Below are 23,269 nucleotides of genomic sequence, written 5' to 3'. Positions count from 1 at the left end.
CATAAAAAAGCCCGCTGGAGAGCGGGCGAACAGGTCACGCATGAAGACTGGCTGGGATCAGCTCGACGCTTGCTCGAAGAGCACGTAGACCTTGCGGCAGGCTTCCAGCACTTCCCAGGTGCCGGCGAAGCCGGCCGGAATGACGAAGCGGTCGCCCGCCCGTAACGTCTTGGCGTTGCCCTCGGCATCGCGCAGCACGGAGACGCCTTGGAGGATTTCGCAGTATTCGTGCTCGCTGTAATTCACCGTCCACTGGCCGACCGCGCCTTCCCAGGTGCCGGCGTTGAACTGGCTGCAAGGGCTGGCGTAGTGATTGCGCACGCTTTGCTCGGGGTCGCCTTTGAGGATCTTTTCCGGTGCCGGGCGGTAATGCGCAGGTGCGGTGCTGGCGTGGGCGAAGTCGACGATTTGTGTGATGTTCATGGGCTTTTCCAGATTCAGAGGGCTTGGCTGGCCTTGCGGATCGAGCTGGCGAGCTTGTCGACCAGGGTGTCGACCTGCGCTTTCTCGATAATCAGCGGCGGCGACATGGCCACGATATCGCCGGTCACGCGCACCAGCAGGTCGTCCTGGAAGCACTGCTCGAACACCTGGTAGCCGCGCTTGCCGGCGCCTTCGGCATTCGGCGCCAGCTGCACGCCGCCGACCAGGCCGATGGCGCGGATGTCGATCACGTTGGGCAGATCCCGCAGGCTGAGCAGCGCGTCCTGCCAGTAGCCTTCCAGCTCGATGCTGCGTTGGAACAGCTGCTCGCGCTGGTAGATGTCCAGGGTCGCCAGGGCCGCGGCGCAGGCCACCGGGTGGCCGGAGTAGGTGTAGCCGTGGAAGAATTCGATGGCGCTCTGCGGGCCGCTCATAAAGGCCTGGTAGAGGTCTTCATGGACGAACACCGCGCCCATTGGAATCGCGCCGTTGGTCAGGCCCTTGGCGGTCGTGAGGATGTCCGGGGTGACGCCCCAGCGCTGCGCGGCGAAGGCCTCGCCGACCCGGCCGAAACCGGTGATGACTTCATCGAAGATCAACAGGATGCCGTGTTTGCGGGTGATCTCGCGCAGCCGTTTGAGGTAGCCAAGCGGCGGCAGCACCACGCCGGCGGAGCCGGACATCGGCTCGACTATCACCGCGGCGATGTTTTCCGCGCCGTGCAGGGTCACCAGGCGTTCCAGCTCGTCGGCTTTTTCCACACCGTGTTCCGGCAGGCCGCGGCTGAAGGCGTTGCGCTGGATGTCCAGGGTATGTGGCAGGTGGTCGACGCCCGGCAGCAGCGCGGCCGAGAAGGCTTTGCGGTTGTTGACCATGCCGCCGACCGAGAGGCCGCCGAAACCGACGCCGTGATAGCCCAGTTCGCGGCCGATCAAACGGGTGCGGGTGCCTTGGCCGATCGCGCGCTGGTAGGCCAGGGCGATCTTCAGGGCGGTGTCCGCCGACTCCGAGCCGGAGTTGGTGAAGAAGAGTTTATTCAGCCCCGCCGGCGCGATGGCCGCCAGCCGCTCGGCCAACTCGAAGGGCAGCGGGTGGCCCATCTGGAAGGTCGGGGCGAAATCCAGCTTGGCAATCTGCTTGCTCACCGCCTCGGTGATTTCCCGGCGGCCGTGGCCGGCGTTGCAGCACCAGAGCCCGGCGGTGCCATCCAGCACCTGGCGGCCGTCGCTGGCGGTGAAATACATGCCTTCGGCACTTTCCAGCAAGCGCGGCTTGGCTTTGAACTGGCGGTTGGCGGTGAAAGGCATCCAGAAATCGTCGAGGGTGTTGGTTTTTCTGCTCAGTTGCGGCGTATTGTCGGTCGTCATTGGGGCATCCGGGCGAGCGGGGAGAGATCTATACAGGGTTGCGTTGCAGTCTATGTTTAATAAAACGAACATGACAAGGGTGTTTTCTGCCGATATGTAAAAAATATTGAAAAGCTGGGGCCCGCTGGTTTAGTGTTGCCGGCATGATGGGCCAGCACCTGGCCTTGCAGAATTTTTGACAGTGCGCGCGTCGAGCACGCCGCACTCTTCTACTAATAATGAGGACGCTCGCATGACTACTCTGACTCGCGCCGACTGGGAGCAACGGGCCCAGGCCCTGGTGATTGAAGGCCGCGCTTTTATCCACGGCGAATACACCGCCGCCGTCTCCGGCGCCACCTTCGACTGCATCAGCCCGGTCGATGGGCGTTTGCTGGGCCAGGTCGCCAGCTGCGATCTGGCCGATGCCGAGCGTGCGGTGGCCGACGCCCGCGCCACCTTCGAGTCTGGCCTGTGGTCGCGCCTGGCGCCGGCCAAGCGCAAGCAAGCCATGATCCGCTTCGCCGATCTGCTGGACGCGCATGCCGAAGAGCTGGCCCTGCTGGAAACCCTGGACATGGGCAAGCCGATCGGCGATGCGCTGGGCGTCGACGTGCCAGGTGCGTCGCGGGCGATCCGCTGGAGTGGCGAGGCGGTCGACAAGATCTACGACGAAGTGGCCGCCACCCCGCACGACGAGCTGGGCCTGGTGACCCGTGAGGCGGTAGGCGTGGTCGCGGCCATCGTGCCGTGGAACTTCCCGCTGATCATGACCTGCTGGAAGCTCGGCCCGGCGCTGGCCACCGGCAACTCGGTGATCGTCAAGCCGTCCGAGAAGTCGCCGCTGACCGCCATCCGCATGGCCCAGCTGGCCATCGAGGCCGGTATTCCGGCCGGTGTGCTGAACGTCCTGCCGGGCTATGGCCATACCGTCGGCAAGGCGCTGGCGCTGCATATGGACGTCGACACCCTGGTGTTCACCGGGTCGACCAAGATCGCCAAGCAGCTGATGATCTATGCCGGCGAATCGAACATGAAGCGCGTCTGGCTGGAAGCTGGTGGCAAGAGTGCCAACATCGTCTGCGCCGATGCCCCGGACCTCAAGGCGGCCGCCGAAGCAGCCGCCGCGGCGATCTGTTTCAACCAGGGCGAGATGTGCACCGCCGGCTCGCGCCTGCTGGTCGAGCGTTCGGTCAAGGCGCAGTTCATGCCGCTGCTGCTGGAGGCCATGCAGGGCTGGAAGGCCGGCCACGCGCTGGACCCGGCGACCAAGGTCGGCGCGCTGGTCGATGCCCAGCACCTGAATAGCGTGCTGGCCTATATCGACGCCGGCCGTGCCGACAGCGCCAAGCTGCTGTGTGGCGGCAAGCGCACCCTGGAGGAGACCGGCGGGGTCTATGTCGAGCCGACCATCTTCGACGAGGCGCACAACGCCATGCGCATCGCCCAGGAAGAGATCTTCGGCCCGGTGCTGACGGTGATTCCGTTCGACAGCACCGAGGAAGCCATCCGTATCGCCAACGACAGCATCTACGGCCTGGCCGCGGCGATCTGGACCAGCAACCTGTCCAAGGCGCACCTGGCGGCCAAGGCCCTGCGCGTCGGCAGCATGTGGGTCAACCAGTACGACGCCGGCGACATGACCGCGCCCTTCGGCGGCTTCAAGCAGTCGGGCAACGGCCGCGACAAGTCGCTGCACGCCTTCGACAAGTACACCGAACTGAAAGCCACCTGGATCAAGCTGTAAGCGGCTGATCCTGAACCGTAGGGCGGACTCGGAGGAACGACAGTCCGCCAAACCGCGGGCTCGATGGTGCGACAGCCCACCAAGCAGCGGCGTACTGCCTTCGGCGAGTACGCCCTACGGTTAATAAATTACGCGGCCGGGCTCCCTCGGGAGCCCGGCCGCGTTGCATTGCAACCGGGGGAGCGTGGGACATGCGTTGGGGAACTTACTTCGCCGTCTGCGCGGCGGTGATCAGTATCGGCCTGGCCCTCGGGGTGAGCATGCCGCTGGTGTCGCTGCGCCTGGAGAGCTGGGGTTATGACTCGTTCGCCATCGGCGTGATGGCCGCGACACCGGCCATCGGCGTGCTGCTCGGCGCCGCGTTGGCCGGGCGCCTGGCGGCCCGTTGCGGCACCACCGGGTTGATGCAGCTGTGCCTGTTGGCTGGCGCCGTGTCGGTGGGCCTGCAGGCGCTGGTGCCTAGCTATGCGGTCTGGCTGCTGCTGCGCTTACTGCTCGGCGTGGCGCTGACCGTGGTGTTTATCCTCGGCGAAAGCTGGATCAATCAGTTGGTGGTGGATAAATGGCGTGGTCGGCTGGTGGCGCTGTATGGCACCGGGTATGCGCTCAGCCAGCTGTCCGGGCCCTTGCTGCTGAGCCTGTTGGGGACGGCGACCGATCTGGGTTTCTGGACCGGTACGGGGCTGCTGATCGCTGGCTCGTTGCTGTTGCTTGGCCGCACGGGCGCGCCGACGGCGGATGCGCAGAGCGCATCCGGACGTGGCCTGGCGGCGTTCTGTCGCCAGCTGCCGACGATCGCCTGGGCGGTGAGTCTGTTCGCCGCGTTCGAGGCGATGATGCTGACCCTGCTGCCGATCTATGGGCTGCGCCAGGGTTTCACTCAGGAGGTCGCGCTGCTGATGGCCAGCGTGGTGGTGGTCGGCGATGCGCTGTTGCAGTTGCCGATCGGCTGGCTGGCCGACCGCATGCCGCGGCGCACGCTGTTCCGCGGCTGTGGCGTGACCCTGCTGTTGTCCAGCCTGGGCATTCCACTGCTGCTGCACACCCCGCTGATCTGGCCGCTGTGGGTGCTGTTCGGCGCCAGCGCCGGCGGGCTGTTCACCCTCTCGCTGATTTTGATTGGCGAGCGCTACCGCGACGATCAGCTGGTGCGCGCCAACGCGCATGTCGCGCAGCTCTGGGGCATAGGTTGCCTGCTCGGGCCACTGCTGAGCGGTGCGGCCAGCCAGTGGCTGAGCGGCCATGCGTTGCCGCTGCTGATGGCCCTGGGGGCGACCGGTTTCGTCTGGCTGGCCTGGCAGCGGCCGGACTTCGGCGACACTGACGCGGCGCTGGAGGCTGACTGAACGAAAAGGGCGCCGCGCGCCCTTGGTTTTGTCTGGACTAAAGCGGGTTGGCGCTGCCCAGGGCATCCTTCAGGGCGTAGGGCGGACTCAGGAGCGTAGCGAACAGTCCGCCGTTCGAAATGGCGTACTGCTTCGCGAGTACGCCCTACGCGCGAGTACGTCCTCCGTCGCTTGGCGACTGGACTCTACAGCGGGTTGTCTCAGCCCAGGGCGTCTTTCAGGCGATACCAGAGCATGCCGAGGGCCAGTAGCGGTGAGCGCAGGTGCTTACCGCCGGGGAAGGTCAGGTGCGGCACCTGGGCAAACAGATCGAAGCCACGGCTTTCCTGCCCGCTGATGGCTTCGGCGAGCAGCTTGCCGGCCAGGTGGGTAGCGTTCAGCCCGTGGCCGGCATAGGCCTGGGCGTAGAACACGTTGGGCTGCTCCTTGAGGCGGCCGATCTGCGGCAGGCGGTTAGCGCCGATGCCGATCATGCCGCCCCATTGGTAGGCGATTTTCACCTGGGCCAGATGCGGGAAGACTTCCAGCATTTTCGGTCGCATATAGGCGGCGATGTCCTGCGGATCACGCCCGGAGTAGTGACAGGCGCCGCCAAACAGCAGGCGGCGGTCGGCGGACAGGCGGTAGTAATCCACGGTCACGCGCTGGTCGCAGAGCGCCATGTTCTGCGGAATCAGGGTTCTGGCCTGGGCTTCGCTCAGTGGCTCGGTGGCGATGATGTAGCTGCCGGCCGGCAGCACCTTGCCGCCGAGGCGCGGGTTGAGGCCGTTGAGGTAGGCGTTGCAGGCCAGTACCAGGTTTTTCGCGCGGACTTTGCCGTTGGCGGTCTGCACGCAGAGCTCGGGGCCGTAGTCGATGCGGCTGACGGCCGACTGTTCGAACAGCTGCACGCCGAGTGACTGCGCCGCCGCGGCCTCGCCCAAGGCCAGGTTGAGCGGGTGCAGGTGGCCAGAGCCCATGTCGATCAGGCCGCCGACGTAGCGGTTGGAGCCGACCACCTGGTGCATCTCATCCGCCTGCAGCAGGCGCAGTTCGTGGCGGTAGCCGAGGCTCTTCAGTTCGTCCAGGTCTGCGGCGAAGCCGGCCAGATCGCGTGGCTTGTTGGCCAGGTCGCAGTAACCCCAGGTCAGGTCACAGTCGATGCCATGGTGCTCGACCCGCCGGCGGACGATCTCCACCGCTTCCAGGCCGAGCAATTGCAGTTCGCGCACGCCGTCGTTGCCGATCACCCCGGCGAACTGTTCGAGGCCATGGCCGACGCCGCGAATCAACTGACCGCCGTTACGCCCGCTGGCGCCCCAGCCGATCTGGTGCGCCTCCAGCAGCACCACCGAGAAGCCGCGTTCGGCCAGCTCGATAGCCGTGTTCAGGCCGGAAAAGCCCCCGCCGACAATGCACACGTCGGCGCGCACCTCGCCCGCCAAGGCCGGGTAGCTGAGGCTGCGGTTGACGCTGGCGGCGTAGTAGGACGGGGCGTGCTGGTGGTTCTGGGCCGAAGGCTGAACGCGGGCGTTCATGTGCGAAATCCTGATTATTGTGTTTGGTAAATTTTACGCAGAATAAGCCTGACCTCGCGCCGACGCCAAGGGGGCGCAGGAAAAAACCTTGTGCCGCAGGGGAAAAAGTGCCGCCGAGCGCCTGGTATCGGCCGAGGTGGGTGCTGCACGGGTATCTTTGTTAGCATGCGCGCGCCTGGCGAAGTGATGCACTGCGTCGCGCACCGCCGCGCAGGCCATTCTGTCTGCGTCAGATTCCCAAGGGGCCCAGCCCATGAGCTGCAACAGTCGGAAAATCGAGTATTTGCGCCAGCGGATTCCCGCGTTCGAGTGCGTGCCCGGCTGTCACGACTGCTGTGGGCCGGTGACCACCTCGTCGGAGGAAATGTCCCGGCTACCGGTGAAAAGCGACGCGGAGCATGAGGCTGCGTTGGCCGAGTTGAATTGCGTGCACCTGGGGCCGAACGGCTGCCAGGTCTATGCCGAGCGCCCGCTGATCTGCCGGCTGTTCGGCACCACCCCGCGCCTGCCGTGCCCGAATGGCCGGCGCCCGGAGGAGATGATCGAGCCACGCATCGAGCAGCAGATCCACCACCTGATTGCGACCACGCGGCAAGTGCTGGTGTGATTCCTCGGGCGCAATGCGGTCTATGGCCAGATTGACGCCCTACGCCTGGGACCCTACTCCGGCACCGGCAGATGCAGGCTCTCCTTCACCTCCTCCATGACGATGTAGCTCTTCGACTCGCGCACATGCGGCAGCTTGAGGAGGATGTCGCCGAGCAGTTTGCGGTAGGAGGCCATCTCCGAGATCCGCGCCTTCACCAGGTAGTCGAAGTCGCCCGAGACCAGATGGCATTCCAGCACGTGCGACAGCTTGAGCACCGCGCGGCGGAACTCCTCGAAGGTGTCGCCGGACTTGTAGTCCAGGCTGATCTCGACGAACACCAGCAAATTGGCCTTCAGGTGCTGCGGGTTCAGCCGTGCCGTGTAGCCCATGATGATCCCCTCGCGCTCCAGACGCCGCACCCGCTCGGTGCAGGGCGTGGTGGAGAGGCCGACCCGTTCGCCCAGCTCGGTAAAGGACAGGCGGCCGTCATCCTGCAGGATGCGTAAAATATTACGGTCGATCTTATCCAGCTCGCGACGGGTCTGATGCTGGGTTCTCATGGGGAATCCGCCTCTGCTAATAGGGTTTTTGCCAAGAATTCTCGCCAAATATAGCCTTCAATATAGTGAAATGCACTGGCTATAGCTTTCTATACTGCGCGCATTAACGCTCAAGATAACAAACGTTGGCGTAAAGTCGCGGCGAGGAGACGAACATGCGAGTGATGGTGCTTGGCAGCGGTGTGATCGGTACCACCAGCGCCTATTATCTGGCCCGTGCCGGCTTCGAGGTGGTGGTAGTCGACCGCCAGGCTGCGCCGGCCATGGAAACCAGCTTCGCCAACGCCGGCCAGGTCTCCCCCGGCTACGCCTCGCCCTGGGCGGCCCCTGGCGTGCCGCTGAAGGCGATGAAGTGGCTGCTGCAAAGGCACGCGCCGCTGGCGATCAAAGCCACCGCCGACGTCGATCAATACCTGTGGATGCTGCAGATGTTGCGCAACTGCACGGCCAGCCGTTATGCGGTGAACAAGGAGCGCATGGTGCGCTTGTCCGAGTACAGCCGCGACTGCCTCGACGAACTGCGCGCGGAAACCGGCATCGCCTATGAAGGCCGCAGCCTCGGCACCACGCAATTGTTCCGCACCCAAGCCCAGCTGGACAACGCGGCGAAGGACATCGCCGTGCTGGAACAGTCCGGTGTGCCCTATGAGTTGCTCGACCGTGAGGGCATCGCCCGCGTCGAGCCGGCCTTGGCCAGCGTCACCAATATTCTGGCGGGCGCCCTGCGCCTGCCGAATGACCAGACCGGCGACTGCCAGCTGTTCACCACCCGCCTGGCCGAGATGGCCGTGCAACTGGGGGTGGAGTTCCGTTTCGGCCAGAGCATCGAGCGCCTGGACTTCGCCGGCGACCGGATCAATGGGGTGTGGATCGATGGCAAGCTGGAAACCGCCGATCGCTACGTCTTGGCGCTCGGCAGCTACTCGCCGCAACTGCTCAAGCCGCTCGGCATCAAGGCGCCGGTTTATCCGCTGAAGGGTTACTCGCTGACCGTGCCGATCACCAACCCGGCGATGGCACCGACCTCGACCATCCTCGATGAGACCTACAAGGTCGCCATCACCCGCCTCGACAAGCGCATCCGGGTCGGCGGCATGGCGGAAATCGCCGGCTTCGATTTGGTGCTGAACCCGCCTCGGCGCGAGACGCTGGAGATGATAGTCGGCGATCTCTACCCGCAAGGTGGCGATCTGAGCCGGGCGGACTTCTGGACCGGGCTGCGCCCCACCACGCCGGACGGCACGCCGATTGTCGGCGCCACTCCGGTGCGCAATTTGTTCCTCAATACCGGTCACGGCACCTTGGGCTGGACCATGGCCTGTGGCTCCGGTCGCCTGCTGGCCGATCTGATGGCGAAGAAGCGCCCGCAAATCAGCGCCGAAGGCCTCGATATCACTCGCTACGACAATTCTCAGGAGACCGACCAACATGCCCGTCCGGCGTCTGCACACTGAAGCGCGTTACAGCGAAATCGTCATCCACAACGGCACCGTCTACCTGGCCGGTCAGCTGGCGGACGATTACAGCGGCGATATCGTGCAGCAGACCCGCGAGACCCTGGCCAATATCGACCGCCTGCTCGATGAGGCCGGCACCGACAAGACGCGCATCCTCTCGGTAACCATCTACCTCAAGGACATGGAGCGCGATTACGCCGGTCTGAACGAGGTGTGGGATGCCTGGGTGCCGAAGGGCGCTGCGCCGGCCCGCGCCTGCGTCGAGGCCAAGCTATATGCGCCGGAAGTGCTGGTAGAGATGTCGGTCGTCGCCGCACGGCCTTAAATCCTGTTTACCCGGCTTCACACCGGGTTTTTTTATTCCTCAGCAGAAGTCTGTCACCATGCGTCCAGCCCGCGCCCTGATCGATCTCGATGCCCTGCGTCACAACTACCAATTGGCCCGCACCGTCAGCGGCGCCAAGGCCCTCGCCGTGGTCAAGGCGGATGCCTACGGGCATGGCGCGGTGCGCTGCGCCAAGGCGCTGGAGGCCGAAGTCGAGGGTTTCGCCGTGGCCTGCATCGAAGAGGCGCTGGAGCTGCGAGATGCCGCGATTGGCAAGCCGATCCTGCTGCTCGAGGGCTTCTTCGAGGCCGAAGAGCTGGCGCTGATCGACCAGCACGACCTGTGGTGCGTGGTGCATTCGACCTGGCAGATCGAGGCGATTGAACGCGCGCAACTGGGCAGGCCGCTGACGGTCTGGCTGAAACTCGACTCCGGCATGCATCGGGTCGGTCTGCATCCGGCGGATTATCAGGCGGCCTATCGGCGCCTGCAGGCCAGCGGCAAGGTCGGCAAGATAGTGCTGATGAGCCACTTCGCCCGCGCCGACGAGTTGGATTGCGGCCGCAGTGCCGAGCAGGTCGCGGTGTTCGAACAGGCTCGCGCGGGCCTGGAGGGCGAAGTCAGCCTGCGCAACTCGCCGGCCGTGCTCGGTTGGCCGCAGCTTGTCCCGCAACAGCAGCCCAGTGACTGGGTACGCCCCGGCATCATGCTCTACGGAGCGACGCCGTTCGAGCAGGAGCAGGCTCTGGCGGCGCGCTTGCAGCCGGTGATGACCCTGGAATCGAAGGTCATCGGTGTGCGTGAACTGCCGGCCGGCGAGCCGATCGGCTACGGCGCGCGCTTCATCACCGAGCGGCCGACCCGCGTCGGCGTGGTCGCCATGGGCTATGCCGACGGCTACCCGCGTCATGCGCCAACCGGCACGCCGGTGCTGATCGATGGTCAGCCGAGTCGGCTGATTGGTCGGGTGTCGATGGACATGCTCACGGTCGATCTCACCGACTTGCCCCAGGCCGGGCTCGGCAGCCGCGTCGAACTCTGGGGTAAAAACGTGCTGGCCAGCGACGTTGCCGCCTTGGCCGGGACTATTCCCTACCAACTATTCTGCAATTTGCGCCGGGTGCCATTAGTCTATTCCGGGGCTTAGCAGCAAGACTGAAGAGGATTGCAGTCAAGCTGTTGTAAATACTGAACGCTGTTGCCATGATACGGCTACATTTCCGTATCTTCCCGAGGGGGACTCCATCATTGGACGTCGGCGTTCGACTGCAATCCATTCGCAAGCTTAAAGGCCTATCGCAACGTGAACTCGCCAAACGCGCGGGCGTCACTAACAGCACCATTTCGATGATCGAGAAGAACAGCGTCAGCCCCTCGATCAGTTCGTTGAAAAAGGTGTTGGCGGGCATTCCCATGTCGTTGGTGGAGTTCTTCTCCCTCGAAGTGGAGCAAGACAACCACACCCAGGTGGTCTACAAAGCGAGTGAGCTGATCGACCTCTCCAGTGGTGCGGTAAGCATGAAACTGGTGGGTAAAGCGCACCCCAGTCGGGCGATTGCCTTCCTCGATGAGACCTACCCACCGGGTTCCGATACCGGCGACGAGATGCTCACCCATGAGGGTGAGGAGTCCGGCGTGTTGGTCGACGGGCGCCTGGAGCTGACCGTCGGCAGCGAGATTTATATCCTCGAAAGCGGCGACAGCTATTACTTCGAAAGCAGCAAGCCGCATCGTTTCCGTAACCCCTTCGATGCCCCGGCGCGACTGATCAGCGCCACCACACCGGCGAACTTCTAGTGTTTCAACGACGCTAGGCATAAGCCCCTGCGACAAGTTGGGTTGTTTCGGCCTGGCGGGCTAACCGTTATACTGGCGCCCGCTCGCGAAACCGTGGCCGCGGGCGTACTAGCCACGATGAGGGTGTAAGCGTGAACCTAATTAAGAAAATGCTGGCGGCCCATGCTGCCGTGTTGGCCCTGTGGGCGGTCAGCGCTCAGGCTACGACTAACGACGACATCGCCGCGCGCCTGAAGCCGGTCGGTGAAGTCTGCGTGCAAGGCGAAGAGTGCAAAGGCATTGAAGCCGTGGCCGCAGCGGCCGGCGGCGGGGCGAAAACCCCCGACGACATCATCACCAAGCATTGTGGCGCTTGCCACACCGCGGGCGTGCTGGGTGCGCCGAAAATTGGCGACGGCGCGGCCTGGAAAGCCCGTGCCGGTGCGGCCGGTGGTCTCGATGGGCTGCTCAAGCATGCCATCTCCGGGGTCAACGCCATGCCGCCGAAGGGCACCTGCGCCGACTGCTCGGATGACGAGCTGAAAGGCGCGATCCAGAAGATGTCCGGCCTGTAACGGCGCCGCCATCGATCAAAAAAGCCGCCTTCGGGCGGCTTTTTCGTTGCTCCTGCGGCCAGCGGCTGAACCTGGGCCGCGCCACGGCGAGCCAGGCGCTTAGAACCTGTTCAAGATCGTCGCGAGCGCAGGTCAGGCAAGGCGAAAACAGGCGAGGACGCGGAGTTTACGAGTTGTAAATGAGCAGTCCGAGCCTGTTTTCAACGCGGCATGGCCAAGCGCAGCAGATATTGAGCAGGTTCTCAGTCGAGAAAGCGCACCGTGCCGTGTTCCAGGGACTGGATGCGCGCCAGCGACTCGACCCAGTAGCCTTGCTCGTCGAGTTCCTGGCGACCCTTCTGAAAGGACTTCTCGATCACCACACCGATGCCGACTATGGTCGCGCCGGCCTGCTTGATCAGGTCGATCAGGCCGTGGGCCGCGCGGCCGTTCGCCAGGAAGTCGTCGATCAGCAATACGCGGTCGCTGGCCAGCAGGTGCTTGGCGGAAACGGCGATGGTGCTTTCGCTCTGTTTGGTGAAGGAGAACACCTTGGCGGTCAGCAGATTGTCGGTCAGCGTCAGTGACTGATACTTGCGCGCGAAGATCACCGGCACGCCCAGCTCCAGCCCGGCCATCACCGCCGGGGCGATACCCGAGGCTTCGATGGTGACTATCTTAGTGATGCCCTGATCGCGGAACAGCTCGGCGAAGGCCTGGCCAATCTGCTGCATCAACAGCGGGTCGATCTGGTGGTTGAGGAAGGCATCGACCTTGAGCACCTGGTCGGACAGCACGATGCCCTCTGCGACAATCTTCTTTTTTAGCGCTTCCACGTGGTTACCCTCGTTGTTATGGCGTAGGAGCGGGCCGTGATTTTAGTTGGCCCCGGAGTTCATTGGCGCGGCGCTTACGGGCGCTTCATCATCGCCCGGATATCCGCCAGGGCCGCGTTGCCGCGTACGGCTTTGACCTCCACCGGGGTGTCTTCCAGGCCTTCCCATTGCAGATCAGCGGTGGGCAGCTCATCGAGGAAGCGGCTCGGCGCGCAGTCGATGATCTCGCCGTATTGTTTGCGCTTGGCGGCGAAGGTGAAGGCCAGGGTCTGCCGCGCACGGGTGATGCCGACGTAGGCCAGGCGGCGCTCTTCCTCGATGGTGTCGGCTTCGATGCTGGAGCGGTGCGGGAGGATCTCCTCTTCCATGCCGATGATGAACACGTAGGGAAACTCCAGGCCCTTGGAGGCATGCAGGGTCATCATCTGCACGCCTTCGGCGCCGTCTTCCTCTTCCTGCTGGCGTTCCAGCATGTCGCGCAGGACCAGCTTGCCGATGGCCTCCTCGATGGTCATGTCGCCGTCTTCGTCCCGCTCCAGGGTGTTTTTCAGCGCTTCGATGAGGAACCAGACGTTGCCCATCCGCGCCTCGGCCACCTTGTCGCTGGAGGCGTTCTGGCGCAGCCAATTCTCGTAGTCGATGTCCATCACCATGCTTCGAAGCGCGGCAATCGGGTCGTGCTGCGCGCACTGCTGGCGCACCCCGTCCATCCAGCGCTTGAAGCGCTGCAGGCGCTCGCTGAAGCGGCTGTCCAGGTGTTCGCCGAGGCCCAGTTCGTCGCTGGCGGCGTACATCGAAACCTTGCGTTCGGTGGCGTAGTTGCCGAGCTTCTCCAGGGTGGTCGAGCCGATTTCGCGGCGCGGTACGTTGATTACCCGCAGGAAGGCGTTGTCGTCATCCGGGTTGACCAGCAGGCGGAAGTAGGCCATCAGGTCCTTCACCTCCTGGCGGCCGAAGAAGCTGGTGCCGCCCGACAGTCGATAGGGAATCTGGTGGTGCTGCAACTTCAGCTCCATCAGCTTGGCCTGGTAGTTGCCGCGGTAGAGGATGGCGAAATCGCTGTAGGGGCGGTCGGTGCGCAGGTGCAGGCTGAGGATCTCCATGGCCACGCGCTCGCACTCGGCGTCTTCGTTGCGGCAGCGGATCACGCGGATCTCGTCGCCGTGGCCCATCTCGCTCCACAGCTGCTTCTCGAAGGCGTGCGGGTTGTTGGCGATCAGCACGTTGGCGCACTTGAGGATGCGGCTGGTGGAGCGGTAGTTCTGCTCGAGCATCACCACCTTCAGCGAGGGGTAGTCGTCCTTCAGCAGCATCAGGTTTTCCGGGCGGGCGCCGCGCCAGGCGTAGATCGACTGGTCGTCGTCGCCGACCACGGTGAACTGGTTGCGCTGGCCGACCAGCAACTTCACCAGCAGGTATTGGCTGGCGTTGGTGTCCTGGTATTCGTCCACCAGCAGGTAGCGCACCTTGTTCTGCCATTTTTCGAGGATGTCAGGGTGATCCTGGAACAGCTTCACCGGCAGCAGGATCAGGTCGTCGAAATCCACCGCGTTGTAGGCTCGCAGGGTGCGCTGGTAGTGCAGGTAGACGATGGCGGCGGTCTGCTCCTTGGGGTTGCGGGCATTGTCCAAAGCTTGCGGCGGCAGGATCAGATCGTTCTTCCAGGCGCCGATCAGGTTCTTGATCTCGTCGACGCCGTCGTCGCCGGCGTACTCCTTCTGCATGATGTCGGTCATCAAGGCCTTCACGTCGGTCTCGTCGAAAATCGAGAAACCGGGCTTGAAACCCAAGCGCACGTGCTCCTTGCGGATGATGTTCAGGCCCAGGTTGTGGAAGGTCGACACCGTCAGGCCGCGGCCTTCGGCGCCCTTGAGCAGGCTGCCGACGCGCTCCTTCATCTCCCGCGCGGCCTTGTTGGTGAAGGTCATCGCGACTATGTGCTGGGCGCGGATGCCGCACTGCTGCACCAGATGGGCGATCTTGCGGGTGATTACGCTGGTCTTGCCGGAGCCGGCGCCGGCGAGCACCAGAAGTGGGCCGCCGACGTAGTTCACGGCTTCTTGCTGCCGGGGATTGAGTCGGGACATGGTCGGCTATCGAAGGGAATGGGCGCGCATTTTAGCAGGCTCGGGCGACTCTGCCGTAACCGTCTGGAGACTGTGACGCAGCACCTACTGGTTGCATGTCGGGCTTGGTTATTTGTTGTAGTCCAGTACGCTTGTACCTAGTGCCGGACTTGCCGGTGCTTGGGCTTTCCCGCAGGATGCGTGAGCAAACTGCACAGGACGTGCGGAATAGACGCCTGCAATGGCGCGTTCAGGCGGAATATAACCGCCGCTGTCTGATTCTTGGGGAGGTTGCTTGTCTGCGCTTGTCGAACCCTTACGTATAGTCCTGCTGGCCGAGGCGCCGGAATGGGCGGTGTTATTGCGTGAGCATCTGGCCGCGCTGGGCAACCTGTCCCCGCTGATTACCGCGCCGTCCTGGGAGGCCGCCAGCGGCCTGTTCGATGAAGGCGGCAACGGTTTGCTGTTGACCACCCAGGCCTTGCAGCCGGCCCCCGGGCGTTGCTCGCTGCCGACTGTGTTGCTGCTGGAGCAAGAGCCGACCGAGTCGCCGATCGGGGTCAGCGATTGGCTGGTGCGCGACAGCCTCTGTGCCGGGGTGCTACGCCGCTGCCTGCGTTATGTGCGGGAACACGGCACGCTAAAAGCTACCTTGCAGCGCTTGGCCGAGCAGGACCCGCTGACCGGCATCGCCAACCGCCAAGGTTTCCAGACGCTGCTGGCGGCACGCCTGGCCGAGTTCGAGGGGCGTGGTCTGGCCCTCGGCCATCTCGATCTGGATAACTTTCGCCACGCCAACGATACCCTCGGCCACCAAGCCGGCGATCGCTTGATTCTGCAGGTGGTCGCGCGGCTGAAGGCGCAGTTGGAGGCCGGCGATCAACTGGCGCGCCTGGGCAGTGACGAGTTCGCCCTGCTGCTGGACATCCGCCGTGACCCGGCGCGCGCCGAGCGGATTGCCGAGCGCATCGGCGAGGCGCTGTCCGAACCCTATTGGGTGGATGGCGAGAGTTTGCTGATCGGCTGCAGCCTGGGGCTGGCCCATGCCAGCGCCGAGGTGGGCGCCGACCCCTTGATGTGGCATGCGCATATCGCCATGCAACAGGCCAAGAGCGCCCAGGGCTGCACCTTCCATGTCTATAACGAGCGGATCAACCGCAATGCGCGCAGCCGCGCCGACCTGGACGCCGAGCTGCGTCGCGCCCTGCGCCGGGATGAGCTGGAGCTGCACTATCAGCCGCGGCTGTGCCTGCAGAGCGGGCGGATTCTCGGCCTGGAGGCACTGGTGCGCTGGCGGCACGGCGAACGTGGACTGCTGGCGCCGGATGAGTTCGTACCGCTGGCCGAAGAGGGTGGGCTGATCGTGCCGCTCGGCTATTGGGTCATAGCGCGGGCGTTACGCGATATGCAGTGGCTGCGTGGACGCGGCTTGCCGGCGCTGCACATGGCGGTCAATCTATCCTTCCGCCAGTTTCAGGACAGCCAGTTGCTGGCGACCCTGAGCCGCCTGATCAGCGAGCGCGGGGTGGATGCTCAGTGGCTCGAATTCGAGCTGACCGAGACCGCCGTGATGCGCCGCAGCGACCAGGTGCAGCTGACCATGCAGGCGCTCGGGCGGCTCGGCGTGCGCTTCTCGCTGGACGATTTCGGCACCGGTTTCTCCTCCTTCGTGCACCTCAACAGCTTGCCGATCACCCTGCTGAAGATCGACAAGAGTTTCGTCGCGGGCATGGGTGAACGCCCGGAGAACCGCCAACTGGTGCGGGCGATGATCAACCTGGCGCATAACCTCAATCTGCAGGTGGTGGCCGAAGGGGTGGAGAACGCCGAGCAGTTGGCCCTGCTCCGCCAGTTCGGTTGCGATCAGGTGCAGGGCTACCTGATCAGCAAACCCTTGCCGCTGGTCGAGTTGGCGCGCTTCCTGGTGTTCGACCGCCGTCAGGCGCTGCTGGCGGGTTTGCCGACCGCGTAGGCGGGATCAGTCGTGTCGCGGCGCAGCAGCCGCGCGGTTTTCCATTCGAAGCCCAGGCACAGCCCCAGCGCCGCACAGGCCAGGCCCAGCGCCAGTCCCCACCAGACTCCCGCGGCGCCCCAGCCGAGCGGGAAGGCCAGCCACCAGGCCGCCGGTGCGCCCACCAGCCAGTAGCAGACCAGGCCGACCAGGAAGGTGGTCTTGGCCTCTTTCAAGCCGCGGATAGCGCCCATGGCGATGGTCTGGATGCCGTCGAACAGCTCGAACCAGGCGGCGATGGCCAGCAGGCTGACGGCCAGCGCGATCACCTCGGCGTAGGCCGGATCGTCGTGGTCGAGAAACAGTCCAACCACCCAGCCAGGCGCCAGCCAGAACAGCAGGGCGAAGCCGAGCATGCCGCCGGCACCCAGGGCGATACCCAGGCGTCCGGCGCGCCGCGCATCCGCCAGGCGCCCGGCGCCGAAATGTTGGCCGATGCGGAAGGTCACCGCGTAGGAAATGCCCACCGGCACCATAAAAGCCACGGTCACCGACTGCAGGGCGATCTGGTGCGCCGCCAGCTGCGTGCCGCCCAGCGCACCCATGCACAGCGCGGCGAAGGCGAACAAGCCGGACTCCACCGCGTAGGTGCCGCCAATCGGCAGGCCCAGGCGCAGCAACTCGGCCAGCGCCGCCCGCGAGAGGCGCAGCAGGCCACGCAGCAGCGGGTAGGCGGCATAGGCCGGATGGCGGAGCACATGCAGCGCGAGCAGCAGCGCCATGGCATTCATCACCAGCGCGGTGACCAGGCCAATCCCGGCCAGGCCCAGGCGCGGCAGGCCGAACAGGCCGTGGATCAGCCCATAGTTGAGGAGCAAGTTGGCCAGCGCCCCGCTGATGCTGATCGCCATCACCGGGCCGGCGCGGCCGATGGCACTGGTGAAGCCGCGTAACGCCATGAAGCTCATATAGCCGGGGAGGGCGAGCACCAGGGTGGAGAGAAAGCGGGTTGCCGCGGCCACGCTGTCCGGCGCCTGGCCGAACTGCAACAGCACAGGGCCGAGGTTCCACAGCAGCAGCCCGGCGCCGAGTGCCAGCCCCCAGCCGAGCCAGAGACCGCTCTGGGTCAGGCGCGCGGCGCTGGCCGCATCCCCGGCGCCATGGCGGATGGCGACCAGGTTGCCGACGGCGGCGATCACGCCGACGCAGAAAATCGACACGAAGGAATAACTGGCCGCGCCCAAACCGCCGCCGGCCAATGCTGCGGGGCCGAGCAGGCCCATCATCAGGGTGTCGGTGAAGACCATCAAGACATGCGCCAGCTGCGCGGCAATCAGCGGTCCGGCGAGGCGCAAGATGGCCCAGAGTTCGTCGCGGGTGGTGTATGGCATGATGAGTCAGGCTCAATAAGGTGACTTGCCGGGCTTTCTTGCGCCGACGTGGAATGTCGCTATTCTCGGGAGTCGGCAGGCCGGGCACAAAGGGATAAAAACGATGCTAAGCATGATTAGAACTCATAGGTAAGATGGCCATGTCGCAGCGTCTTCCAGGGCTGTACGCCCTGCGTGCCTTCGAAGCTGCCGCCCGGCATGCCTCCTTCACCCGGGCGGCGGAGGAGTTAGCCATCACCCAGAGCGCGGTGAGCCGGCATATCCGCACCCTCGAGGAACACTTCGCCTGCCGGCTGTTCCAGCGTCAGGGGCGTAACCTGCAGCTGACCGAGGCGGCACGGCTGCTGTTGCCGGGCGTGCGCGAGGGCTTCGCGGCCTTGGAGCGGGCCTGCAATAGCCTGCGCGCGGAAGATGAAACGCTGCGGCTGAAGGCGCCCTCCACCCTGACCATGCGCTGGCTGCTGGCGCGGCTCAGCCGCTTCCGGCATTTGCAGGCAGACAACGAGGTGCAACTGACCAGCGCCTGGATGGACGTGGACAAGGTGGATTTTCTCAACGAGCCCTTCGACTGCGCCGTACTGCTCGGCGACGGACACTTCCCGGCGGAATGGGAGAGCCGGCTGTTGTTTCGCGAGTGGCTGATCCCGGTGGGGCCGCCGACCCTGCTCGAGGAGGGACCCTGGGATGCCGCGCGCTTGGCCCGTGAAGAACTGCTGCACCCGACCCCGGACCGTCGCGACTGGCGGCAATGGTTGGAGCGGATGGGCCTGAGTGCGCAGGTCTCGCTCAAGGGCGGGCAAGTGTTCGATACCCTGGAATTGGGCATGGTCGCCGCCGCACGCGGTTACGGGGTGTCCATCGGCGATTTGGTCATGGTCGCCGAGGATGTCGAGCAAGGGCGGCTGGCCCTGCCGTGGCCGAGCGCGGTGGCCAGCGGTGCCAGCTATTACCTGGTCTGGCCCAAGGCGCGGCGCGGCCAGGAGCGTTTGCGTCGGCTCAGCGAGTTCTTGCAGGCGGAGGTGCAGGCCATGGTTCTGCCGGATGTGGAGCGGCTGGAGTGAATTTGCGAACTAAGGGAGTAGTGATTTATTTCTCCTAATTCACTACGACCCCTTTAACTGTTACCCCTTTAACTGTTTGGTGGTCGCTGCACACGAGATTGGTCATCCTTTGTTGTTGGACGCGGAAGGGAAGAAATATTCTTGGGGGCATAAGGGTACGTCTGGAACGTGGGGAGGAGAGAATGGTGGTCGATCGACCGTTCCGCCTCAAGGGGAGTTGGACCTGATGAAGTACTACAAGGGGCTTGATACACGCACTGAATACAACCGAACTAAAGCGAGCGAAGAAGATGTCAAAAATCTCATTTTCAAATCCAAACGCAATTAAACTGATATTGGTATGCGCAGCGTTAGCTGGCTGTTCCATTGAGTCTGACTTCATATACGTGCTTGAGATCAGAAATGAATTGTCAGGTGCTGTTAGTTACTGTGATAGTTATGAGCTTCCCGAGTGCAAGCTGGAAGTAAAAAGTGGAGAAAAAGCCAAGAAATATTATCGTGCGAGATCAACGAAGGATATGGTTGACCCTGCAGCGTACGATCCAGTGAGAATAAATTTATGTGGCGAGCCCGTGGAATTTAAGCGGATTCGTGCGATTTCCCCTGTAATTCAACGGGGTAGTCATACATTTGAAGTCGCAATTGATAAGAAAGTGTATGGGGAATTTTGTTCTCACAGAAACGAACTCAAAAATAACTAAAGGGGTCGGAACTAAAGGGGTCGGAGTGATTTGTTTTTGATCAGCTAAGCTGTTAGTCGTGTCAATTGGGCAAAAGGAGTTTGCCATGCCACGTAAACAGCGGATGTATCTGCCAGCTGAGTCGGCCCACAAGCGGCACTTGGGTCGGGTGGTTGGGCAATGCCATCGGGGACGCCTTTGGTTAAAAATAAATCACTCCGACCCCTTTAGTTCATACCCATATCATTGACACGATGGGGCTGTCGGATCAGGCATTGAAGGCGATGCAGCAAGCTCTGCAAAACTCGAAAGTTCGTATTATTTACAACGGGAGCAAATAAATGACGACAAGTGCTATTAGGCTTGGTGATGCCGTTGTATTTGTTAGAGATTCTGACTTGCGTGAGTTTATAAAAGCAGTAGCTTTTTACTTGCCTGACAAAATTAGAGTGGACTCTGGATTCGAGTGGCTCGTCAAAGCGTGTGCCTCATGGATTGATGATCATGAAAACATGCCGCCTGGACTAAGAGACATAGAACTTGATGAGTGGTTAGTAACACCAGAAAAAGCGCAGGCTTTTAGGGAGTATTTGCAGTGGCTTAAGTCAGCGCCTTTATCAGGTGATGCCTATAATCCGGAGGTTTTAAAAGCGGTTGTTGATAGACTGGAGCCAGTGTTGTTTGCGGCTAAATAGAAACAATAACTATAACTAAAGCGACTAAAGGGGTCGGAGTGATTTATTGTTGATCAGCTAAGCTGTTGGTCGTGTCAATTGGGCAAAAGGAGTTTGCCATGCCACGTAAACGGCGGATGTATCTGCCAGCTGAGCCGGCCCACAAGCGGCACTTGGGTCGGGTGGTTGGGCAATGCCATCGGGGACGCCTTTGGTTAAAAATAAATCACTCCGACCCCTTTAGTTCCTTTAGTTGACCCCTTTAGTTGCGGCCGTCAGCGGTGTGGGGGCGGGCAGTGATATCGACGCCGAGCGCCTTCATCACCGCCAGCATGGTTTTCAGGGTGGGGTTACCGCGCTCGCTGAAGGAACGATACAGCTGTTCGCGAGAGAGGCCGGTCTCTCTGGCCAACTCGGTCATGCCTTTGGCGCGAGCGACCACCCCCATTGCCTTGGCGATATAGGAAGCGTCGCCGGTTTCCAACGCGTCAGTCATGAACTCCGCGATAGCGGCAGGACTGGTCAGATATTGCGCGGGGTCAAATTCGGTAAAGGTCTTAGTCATGTTGCGCTCTCCACGCCTGCAGTATCCGCTTCAAAAGGGGTCGGAGTGATTTATTGTTGATCAGCTAAGCTGTTGGTCGTGTCGATTGGGCAAAAGGAGTTTGCCATGCCACGTAAACAGCGGATGTATCTGCCGGGTGTACCGGCCCATGTCGTGCAGCGCGGAAATAATCGCAACGCCTGCTTTTTTCACGAAGACGACTACCGTTTTTATCTCGCGGTGTTGGCCGATGCGCTGAAGCGCCATCGGGTGGAGTTGCATGCCTATGTGCTGATGACCAATCACGTCCATTTGTTGATGACGCCGGCAGATACCGAGGGGATTTCGCGGGTGATGCAGCATGTGGGACGCCTGTATGTGCTGTACATCAACCGCACCTATAGGCGCACCGGCACGCTATGGGAGGGACGGCACAAGGCGAGCCTGGTCAACGCTGCCGAGTATCTGCTGAGCTGCTATCGCTACATCGAGCTGAACCCCGTGCGAGCCGGCATGGTCGCAGCTCCGGAGGAATACCCGTGGTCGAGCTATGGTTGGCATGCTTGGGGGGTACCGAATGGCTTGGTGGCCGATCATTTTCTCTATCAGCAGTTGGGCGCAGACATGCCTCTGCGACAACATGCCTATCGGCAATTGTTCAGGGGGCATCTTGAGGCTTCAGCGTTGCAGGTCATGCGTGAGGCATTAACCCACAATTATCCGCTGGGTAATGACCGCTTCCGTGAGTCGGTAGAGCGGCACTTGGGTCGCGTGGTTGGGCAATGCAAGCGGGGAAGACCGCTGGTTAAAAATAAATCACTCCGACCCCTTTAGTTGCATTGCTTGATGTCTAACCACTACGACCCCTTTAGGCCGAGGGCGGGTGAAGCCCGCCAAATGATTAATCCACTTCCGCGCGGGTTGCCCCGCCCTACAAAACTGTCGACCCATCGCAGACGTTCAGCCAGCAGAAATAAACCAGTTCCTGAGTGTTCCCCGATTAAACCCGGTAGCAATGCAGATCAGACCGCGCCTGCCCCTAACTCCTGCAGCCCGAAACGGGACACCGAGTCGCGCAGTCCGCCCACCACCTGATTAAGTTCGCCTATCGTCCTGCTCGACTGGCGCAGTGATTCCACGGTCTGCTGCGAGGCCTCGCCAAGCTGGGTCAGTGCCTCACTGATCTGCTCCCCTCCCGCTGCCTGGGCCTGCATGCCTTCACCGACCGCTTCAAAACGGGGTGCCAGGGTCTGTACCTCGTGAATGATCTGCGACAACTGATCGCCGACCTGCTGCACGTCCTGCATGCCACGGCGGACCTCTTCGGAAAATTTGTCCATGCCCATCACGCCCGCCGACACCGCCGACTGGATTTCCCGCACCATTTGCTCGATATCGTAAGTCGCCACCGCGGTCTGGTCGGCCAGGCGCCGGATCTCCGTCGCCACGACGGCAAAACCGCGGCCATATTCACCGGCTTTTTCGGCTTCGATGGCGGCGTTCAGCGACAGCAGGTTGGTCTGATCGGCGACCTTGGTAATGGTGGTGACCACCTGATTGATGTTGCCGGCCTTTTCGCTAAGCACCACCAGCTTGGTATTGATCAGGCCGGCGGCGGCCATGACTTTTTGCATGGTTTCATCCATGCGGCTGAGGCCGCTTTGCCCATTGCCCGCCAGCGTCGCGGTTTGCTCGACAGCCACGGAAACCTCATTCATGGTCTTGACCAGTTGCCGGGAGGTGGCGGAAATCTCCTTGGAAGTGGCCATGATTTCGGCCGTCGTCGCGGCGACCTCGCTGGCCGTGGCCTGTTGCTGCTTGGCCGTAGCCGAGATCCCCATGACCGAAGTGTTGACCTGGATGCCAGACTTCTGCACGGCGACGACCGTCTCCTTCAGGCCGGCGACCATTCGCCCAAACGCATGCGCCAATACCCCGACTTCATCCTTGCGCGCCCCGGCGGTCGTCTGCACCGTGAGATCCCCGGAGGCAATCTGGTTGGCGATTCCCACGACCTGCCGGAGGCTAACCGTGATGTCGCGGACGATGAAGACGCCGATGCAGGAAACCACCAGCAGGCCGAGCGCGGCCCCTGCCAGCGTCAAGAGCACTTCGCCCCGGAGTTTCTCGATGCGCTTGTCGAGCAGGCCCTTCAGGGCCTTGGCGGTGTCAGCCTCCACGTCAAAAACCGCGTCGACGCTCCGACTCATCGCCGCGAAATAATCCTCGCTGGTATCCAGCTTGCGGCTTACGGCCAGACTTCTGACGTAGCTCGCCGCGTCCTGGACAGAGTTCATGGTGGTTTGCGTGTGCGTTTCGAGTTGCGGTCCAAGCGCCGCATTGGCCTGCAAGGACTTGCTCAGTGATTCCTGCATTTTTTTCTGCAGAAACGCCACCAGGATGGACAGGCGGTTCAGTCTTTCGAA

The 23,269-nt window shown here is 62.8% G+C and carries 21 protein-coding genes and 1 pseudogene; 13 read left to right on the top strand and 9 right to left on the bottom strand.

The features are described from left to right. Nucleotides 1-57 precede the first annotated feature (57 nt). Both FFS12_RS08660 and FFS12_RS08655 read right to left on the bottom strand, forming a co-directional pair. Nucleotides 58-423 (bottom strand): cupin domain-containing protein, encoded by a 366-nt coding sequence (locus FFS12_RS08660; protein WP_137886476.1) that lies wholly within the window; start codon nucleotides 421-423, stop codon nucleotides 58-60. A gap of 14 nt (nucleotides 424-437) precedes the next feature. After that, nucleotides 438-1,790 (bottom strand): aspartate aminotransferase family protein, encoded by a 1,353-nt coding sequence (locus FFS12_RS08655; protein ID WP_137886475.1) that lies wholly within the window; start codon nucleotides 1,788-1,790, stop codon nucleotides 438-440. A gap of 232 nt (nucleotides 1,791-2,022) precedes the next feature. Between FFS12_RS08655 and FFS12_RS08650 the strand changes: the two genes are divergently transcribed. Next, nucleotides 2,023-3,516 (top strand): aldehyde dehydrogenase, encoded by a 1,494-nt coding sequence (locus FFS12_RS08650; protein ID WP_137886474.1) that lies wholly within the window; start codon nucleotides 2,023-2,025, stop codon nucleotides 3,514-3,516. 191 nt (nucleotides 3,517-3,707) lie between these two features. Continuing rightward, on the top strand, nucleotides 3,708-4,862 hold the full coding sequence (locus tag FFS12_RS08645; protein WP_137886473.1) for an MFS transporter: 1,155 nt from the start codon (nucleotides 3,708-3,710) through the stop codon (nucleotides 4,860-4,862). A gap of 200 nt (nucleotides 4,863-5,062) precedes the next feature. On the opposite strand, the gene FFS12_RS08640 is transcribed toward FFS12_RS08645, so the two are convergent. Next, nucleotides 5,063-6,379, bottom strand: coding sequence for an FAD-binding oxidoreductase (locus tag FFS12_RS08640; protein ID WP_137886472.1), 1,317 nt, complete (start codon nucleotides 6,377-6,379; stop codon nucleotides 5,063-5,065). Nucleotides 6,380-6,632: 253 nt separating this feature from the next. Between FFS12_RS08640 and FFS12_RS08635 the strand changes: the two genes are divergently transcribed. Further along, on the top strand, nucleotides 6,633-6,986 hold the full coding sequence (locus FFS12_RS08635) for a YkgJ family cysteine cluster protein (protein ID WP_137886471.1): 354 nt from the start codon (nucleotides 6,633-6,635) through the stop codon (nucleotides 6,984-6,986). Between the two features lie 53 nt (nucleotides 6,987-7,039). Here the strand turns inward: FFS12_RS08635 and FFS12_RS08630 are convergent, their stop codons facing one another. Continuing rightward, nucleotides 7,040-7,528 carry a winged helix-turn-helix transcriptional regulator gene (locus tag FFS12_RS08630; protein WP_137886470.1) on the bottom strand — a complete coding sequence of 163 codons (489 nt, stop codon included), beginning with the start codon at nucleotides 7,526-7,528 and terminating at the stop codon, nucleotides 7,040-7,042. A 155-nt stretch (nucleotides 7,529-7,683) separates the two neighbouring features. Here FFS12_RS08630 and dadA point away from each other — a divergent pair, with 155 nt between their 5' ends. The 5 genes from dadA to FFS12_RS08605 all read left to right on the top strand — a co-directional run bounded on the left by dadA (nucleotide 7,684) and on the right by FFS12_RS08605 (nucleotide 11,661). Then, entirely contained in the window at nucleotides 7,684-8,982 is a 1,299-nt protein-coding gene (gene dadA, locus FFS12_RS08625) for a D-amino acid dehydrogenase (protein ID WP_137886469.1), read from the top strand. Further along, entirely contained in the window at nucleotides 8,957-9,310 is a 354-nt protein-coding gene (locus FFS12_RS08620) for a RidA family protein (protein ID WP_137886468.1), read from the top strand. The genes dadA and FFS12_RS08620 overlap by 26 nt, the downstream gene beginning before the upstream one ends. Nucleotides 9,311-9,368: 58 nt before the next feature. Beyond that, nucleotides 9,369-10,457 (top strand): alanine racemase, encoded by a 1,089-nt coding sequence (gene alr / locus FFS12_RS08615; RefSeq protein ID WP_137886467.1) that lies wholly within the window; start codon nucleotides 9,369-9,371, stop codon nucleotides 10,455-10,457. Nucleotides 10,458-10,558: 101 nt separating this feature from the next. Continuing rightward, a complete protein-coding gene (locus FFS12_RS08610) occupies nucleotides 10,559-11,107 on the top strand; it encodes a cupin domain-containing protein (protein WP_119953220.1) in 549 nt (182 codons plus the stop codon). Nucleotides 11,108-11,238: 131 nt separating this feature from the next. After that, on the top strand, nucleotides 11,239-11,661 hold the full coding sequence (locus FFS12_RS08605; RefSeq protein ID WP_137886466.1) for a cytochrome c5 family protein: 423 nt from the start codon (nucleotides 11,239-11,241) through the stop codon (nucleotides 11,659-11,661). Nucleotides 11,662-11,903: 242 nt separating this feature from the next. On the opposite strand, the gene FFS12_RS08600 is transcribed toward FFS12_RS08605, so the two are convergent. Beyond that, nucleotides 11,904-12,476 (bottom strand): xanthine phosphoribosyltransferase, encoded by a 573-nt coding sequence (locus FFS12_RS08600; protein WP_137886465.1) that lies wholly within the window; start codon nucleotides 12,474-12,476, stop codon nucleotides 11,904-11,906. A 74-nt stretch (nucleotides 12,477-12,550) separates the two neighbouring features. Next, a complete protein-coding gene (gene rep / locus FFS12_RS08595; protein ID WP_137886464.1) occupies nucleotides 12,551-14,563 on the bottom strand; it encodes a DNA helicase Rep in 2,013 nt (670 codons plus the stop codon). Between the two features lie 274 nt (nucleotides 14,564-14,837). Between rep and FFS12_RS08590 the strand changes: the two genes are divergently transcribed. Continuing rightward, nucleotides 14,838-16,514, top strand: coding sequence for a bifunctional diguanylate cyclase/phosphodiesterase (locus FFS12_RS08590; protein ID WP_137886463.1), 1,677 nt, complete (start codon nucleotides 14,838-14,840; stop codon nucleotides 16,512-16,514). Here FFS12_RS08590 and FFS12_RS08585 read toward each other — a convergent pair. After that, nucleotides 16,481-17,884 carry a NorM family multidrug efflux MATE transporter gene (locus FFS12_RS08585; protein ID WP_137886462.1) on the bottom strand — a complete coding sequence of 468 codons (1,404 nt, stop codon included), beginning with the start codon at nucleotides 17,882-17,884 and terminating at the stop codon, nucleotides 16,481-16,483. The two genes, FFS12_RS08590 and FFS12_RS08585, sit on opposite strands and share 34 nt — an antisense overlap. 140 nt (nucleotides 17,885-18,024) lie before the next feature. Here FFS12_RS08585 and FFS12_RS08580 point away from each other — a divergent pair, with 140 nt between their 5' ends. The 3 genes from FFS12_RS08580 (at nucleotide 18,025) to FFS12_RS08570 (ending at nucleotide 20,320) form a co-directional block, all read left to right on the top strand. Further along, nucleotides 18,025-18,945: a LysR substrate-binding domain-containing protein gene (locus FFS12_RS08580; protein WP_137886461.1), complete on the top strand. Its 921-nt coding sequence runs from the start codon at nucleotides 18,025-18,027 to the stop codon at nucleotides 18,943-18,945. 290 nt (nucleotides 18,946-19,235) lie between these two features. Next, nucleotides 19,236-19,646, top strand: coding sequence for a hypothetical protein (locus FFS12_RS08575; protein WP_137886460.1), 411 nt, complete (start codon nucleotides 19,236-19,238; stop codon nucleotides 19,644-19,646). A gap of 320 nt (nucleotides 19,647-19,966) precedes the next feature. Beyond that, nucleotides 19,967-20,320 (top strand): hypothetical protein, encoded by a 354-nt coding sequence (locus FFS12_RS08570; protein ID WP_137886459.1) that lies wholly within the window; start codon nucleotides 19,967-19,969, stop codon nucleotides 20,318-20,320. Nucleotides 20,321-20,561: 241 nt separating this feature from the next. Here FFS12_RS08570 and FFS12_RS08565 read toward each other — a convergent pair whose 3' ends face one another. After that, on the bottom strand, nucleotides 20,562-20,864 hold the full coding sequence (locus FFS12_RS08565; protein WP_137886458.1) for an addiction module antidote protein: 303 nt from the start codon (nucleotides 20,862-20,864) through the stop codon (nucleotides 20,562-20,564). Nucleotides 20,865-20,969: 105 nt separating this feature from the next. Here FFS12_RS08565 and FFS12_RS08560 point away from each other — a divergent pair, with 105 nt between their 5' ends. Beyond that, a complete protein-coding gene (locus tag FFS12_RS08560; protein ID WP_137886457.1) occupies nucleotides 20,970-21,677 on the top strand; it encodes a transposase in 708 nt (235 codons plus the stop codon). 188 nt (nucleotides 21,678-21,865) lie between these two features. Here FFS12_RS08560 and FFS12_RS20445 read toward each other — a convergent pair. Then, nucleotides 21,866-22,942: pseudogene (locus tag FFS12_RS20445) on the bottom strand (methyl-accepting chemotaxis protein); the annotation flags it as partial. Nucleotides 22,943-23,269 lie beyond the last annotated feature (327 nt).

Origin of the sequence: Pseudomonas sp. 2FE (assembly GCF_005503735.1) — a bacterium.
GTDB lineage: Bacteria > Pseudomonadota > Gammaproteobacteria > Pseudomonadales > Pseudomonadaceae > Aquipseudomonas.
Note: the sequence above shows the minus strand (reverse complement) of the source record. Positions and strands in the feature narration are given on the sequence as shown.

Coding starts and splice junctions, on each gene's coding strand:
- FFS12_RS08660 (WP_137886476.1), bottom strand. CDS start 423: ATGAACATCACACAAATCGTCGACTTCGCCCACGCCAGCACCGCACCT.
- FFS12_RS08655 (WP_137886475.1), bottom strand. CDS start 1,790: ATGACGACCGACAATACGCCGCAACTGAGCAGAAAAACCAACACCCTC.
- FFS12_RS08650 (WP_137886474.1), top strand. CDS start 2,023: ATGACTACTCTGACTCGCGCCGACTGGGAGCAACGGGCCCAGGCCCTG.
- FFS12_RS08645 (WP_137886473.1), top strand. CDS start 3,708: ATGCGTTGGGGAACTTACTTCGCCGTCTGCGCGGCGGTGATCAGTATC.
- FFS12_RS08640 (WP_137886472.1), bottom strand. CDS start 6,379: ATGAACGCCCGCGTTCAGCCTTCGGCCCAGAACCACCAGCACGCCCCG.
- FFS12_RS08635 (WP_137886471.1), top strand. CDS start 6,633: ATGAGCTGCAACAGTCGGAAAATCGAGTATTTGCGCCAGCGGATTCCC.
- FFS12_RS08630 (WP_137886470.1), bottom strand. CDS start 7,528: ATGAGAACCCAGCATCAGACCCGTCGCGAGCTGGATAAGATCGACCGT.
- dadA (WP_137886469.1), top strand. CDS start 7,684: ATGCGAGTGATGGTGCTTGGCAGCGGTGTGATCGGTACCACCAGCGCC.
- FFS12_RS08620 (WP_137886468.1), top strand. CDS start 8,957: ATGCCCGTCCGGCGTCTGCACACTGAAGCGCGTTACAGCGAAATCGTC.
- alr (WP_137886467.1), top strand. CDS start 9,369: ATGCGTCCAGCCCGCGCCCTGATCGATCTCGATGCCCTGCGTCACAAC.
- rep (WP_137886464.1), bottom strand. CDS start 14,563: ATGTCCCGACTCAATCCCCGGCAGCAAGAAGCCGTGAACTACGTCGGC.
- FFS12_RS08585 (WP_137886462.1), bottom strand. CDS start 17,884: ATGCCATACACCACCCGCGACGAACTCTGGGCCATCTTGCGCCTCGCC.
- FFS12_RS08580 (WP_137886461.1), top strand. CDS start 18,025: ATGTCGCAGCGTCTTCCAGGGCTGTACGCCCTGCGTGCCTTCGAAGCT.
- FFS12_RS08575 (WP_137886460.1), top strand. CDS start 19,236: ATGTCAAAAATCTCATTTTCAAATCCAAACGCAATTAAACTGATATTG.
- FFS12_RS08570 (WP_137886459.1), top strand. CDS start 19,967: ATGACGACAAGTGCTATTAGGCTTGGTGATGCCGTTGTATTTGTTAGA.
- FFS12_RS08565 (WP_137886458.1), bottom strand. CDS start 20,864: ATGACTAAGACCTTTACCGAATTTGACCCCGCGCAATATCTGACCAGT.
- FFS12_RS08560 (WP_137886457.1), top strand. CDS start 20,970: ATGCCACGTAAACAGCGGATGTATCTGCCGGGTGTACCGGCCCATGTC.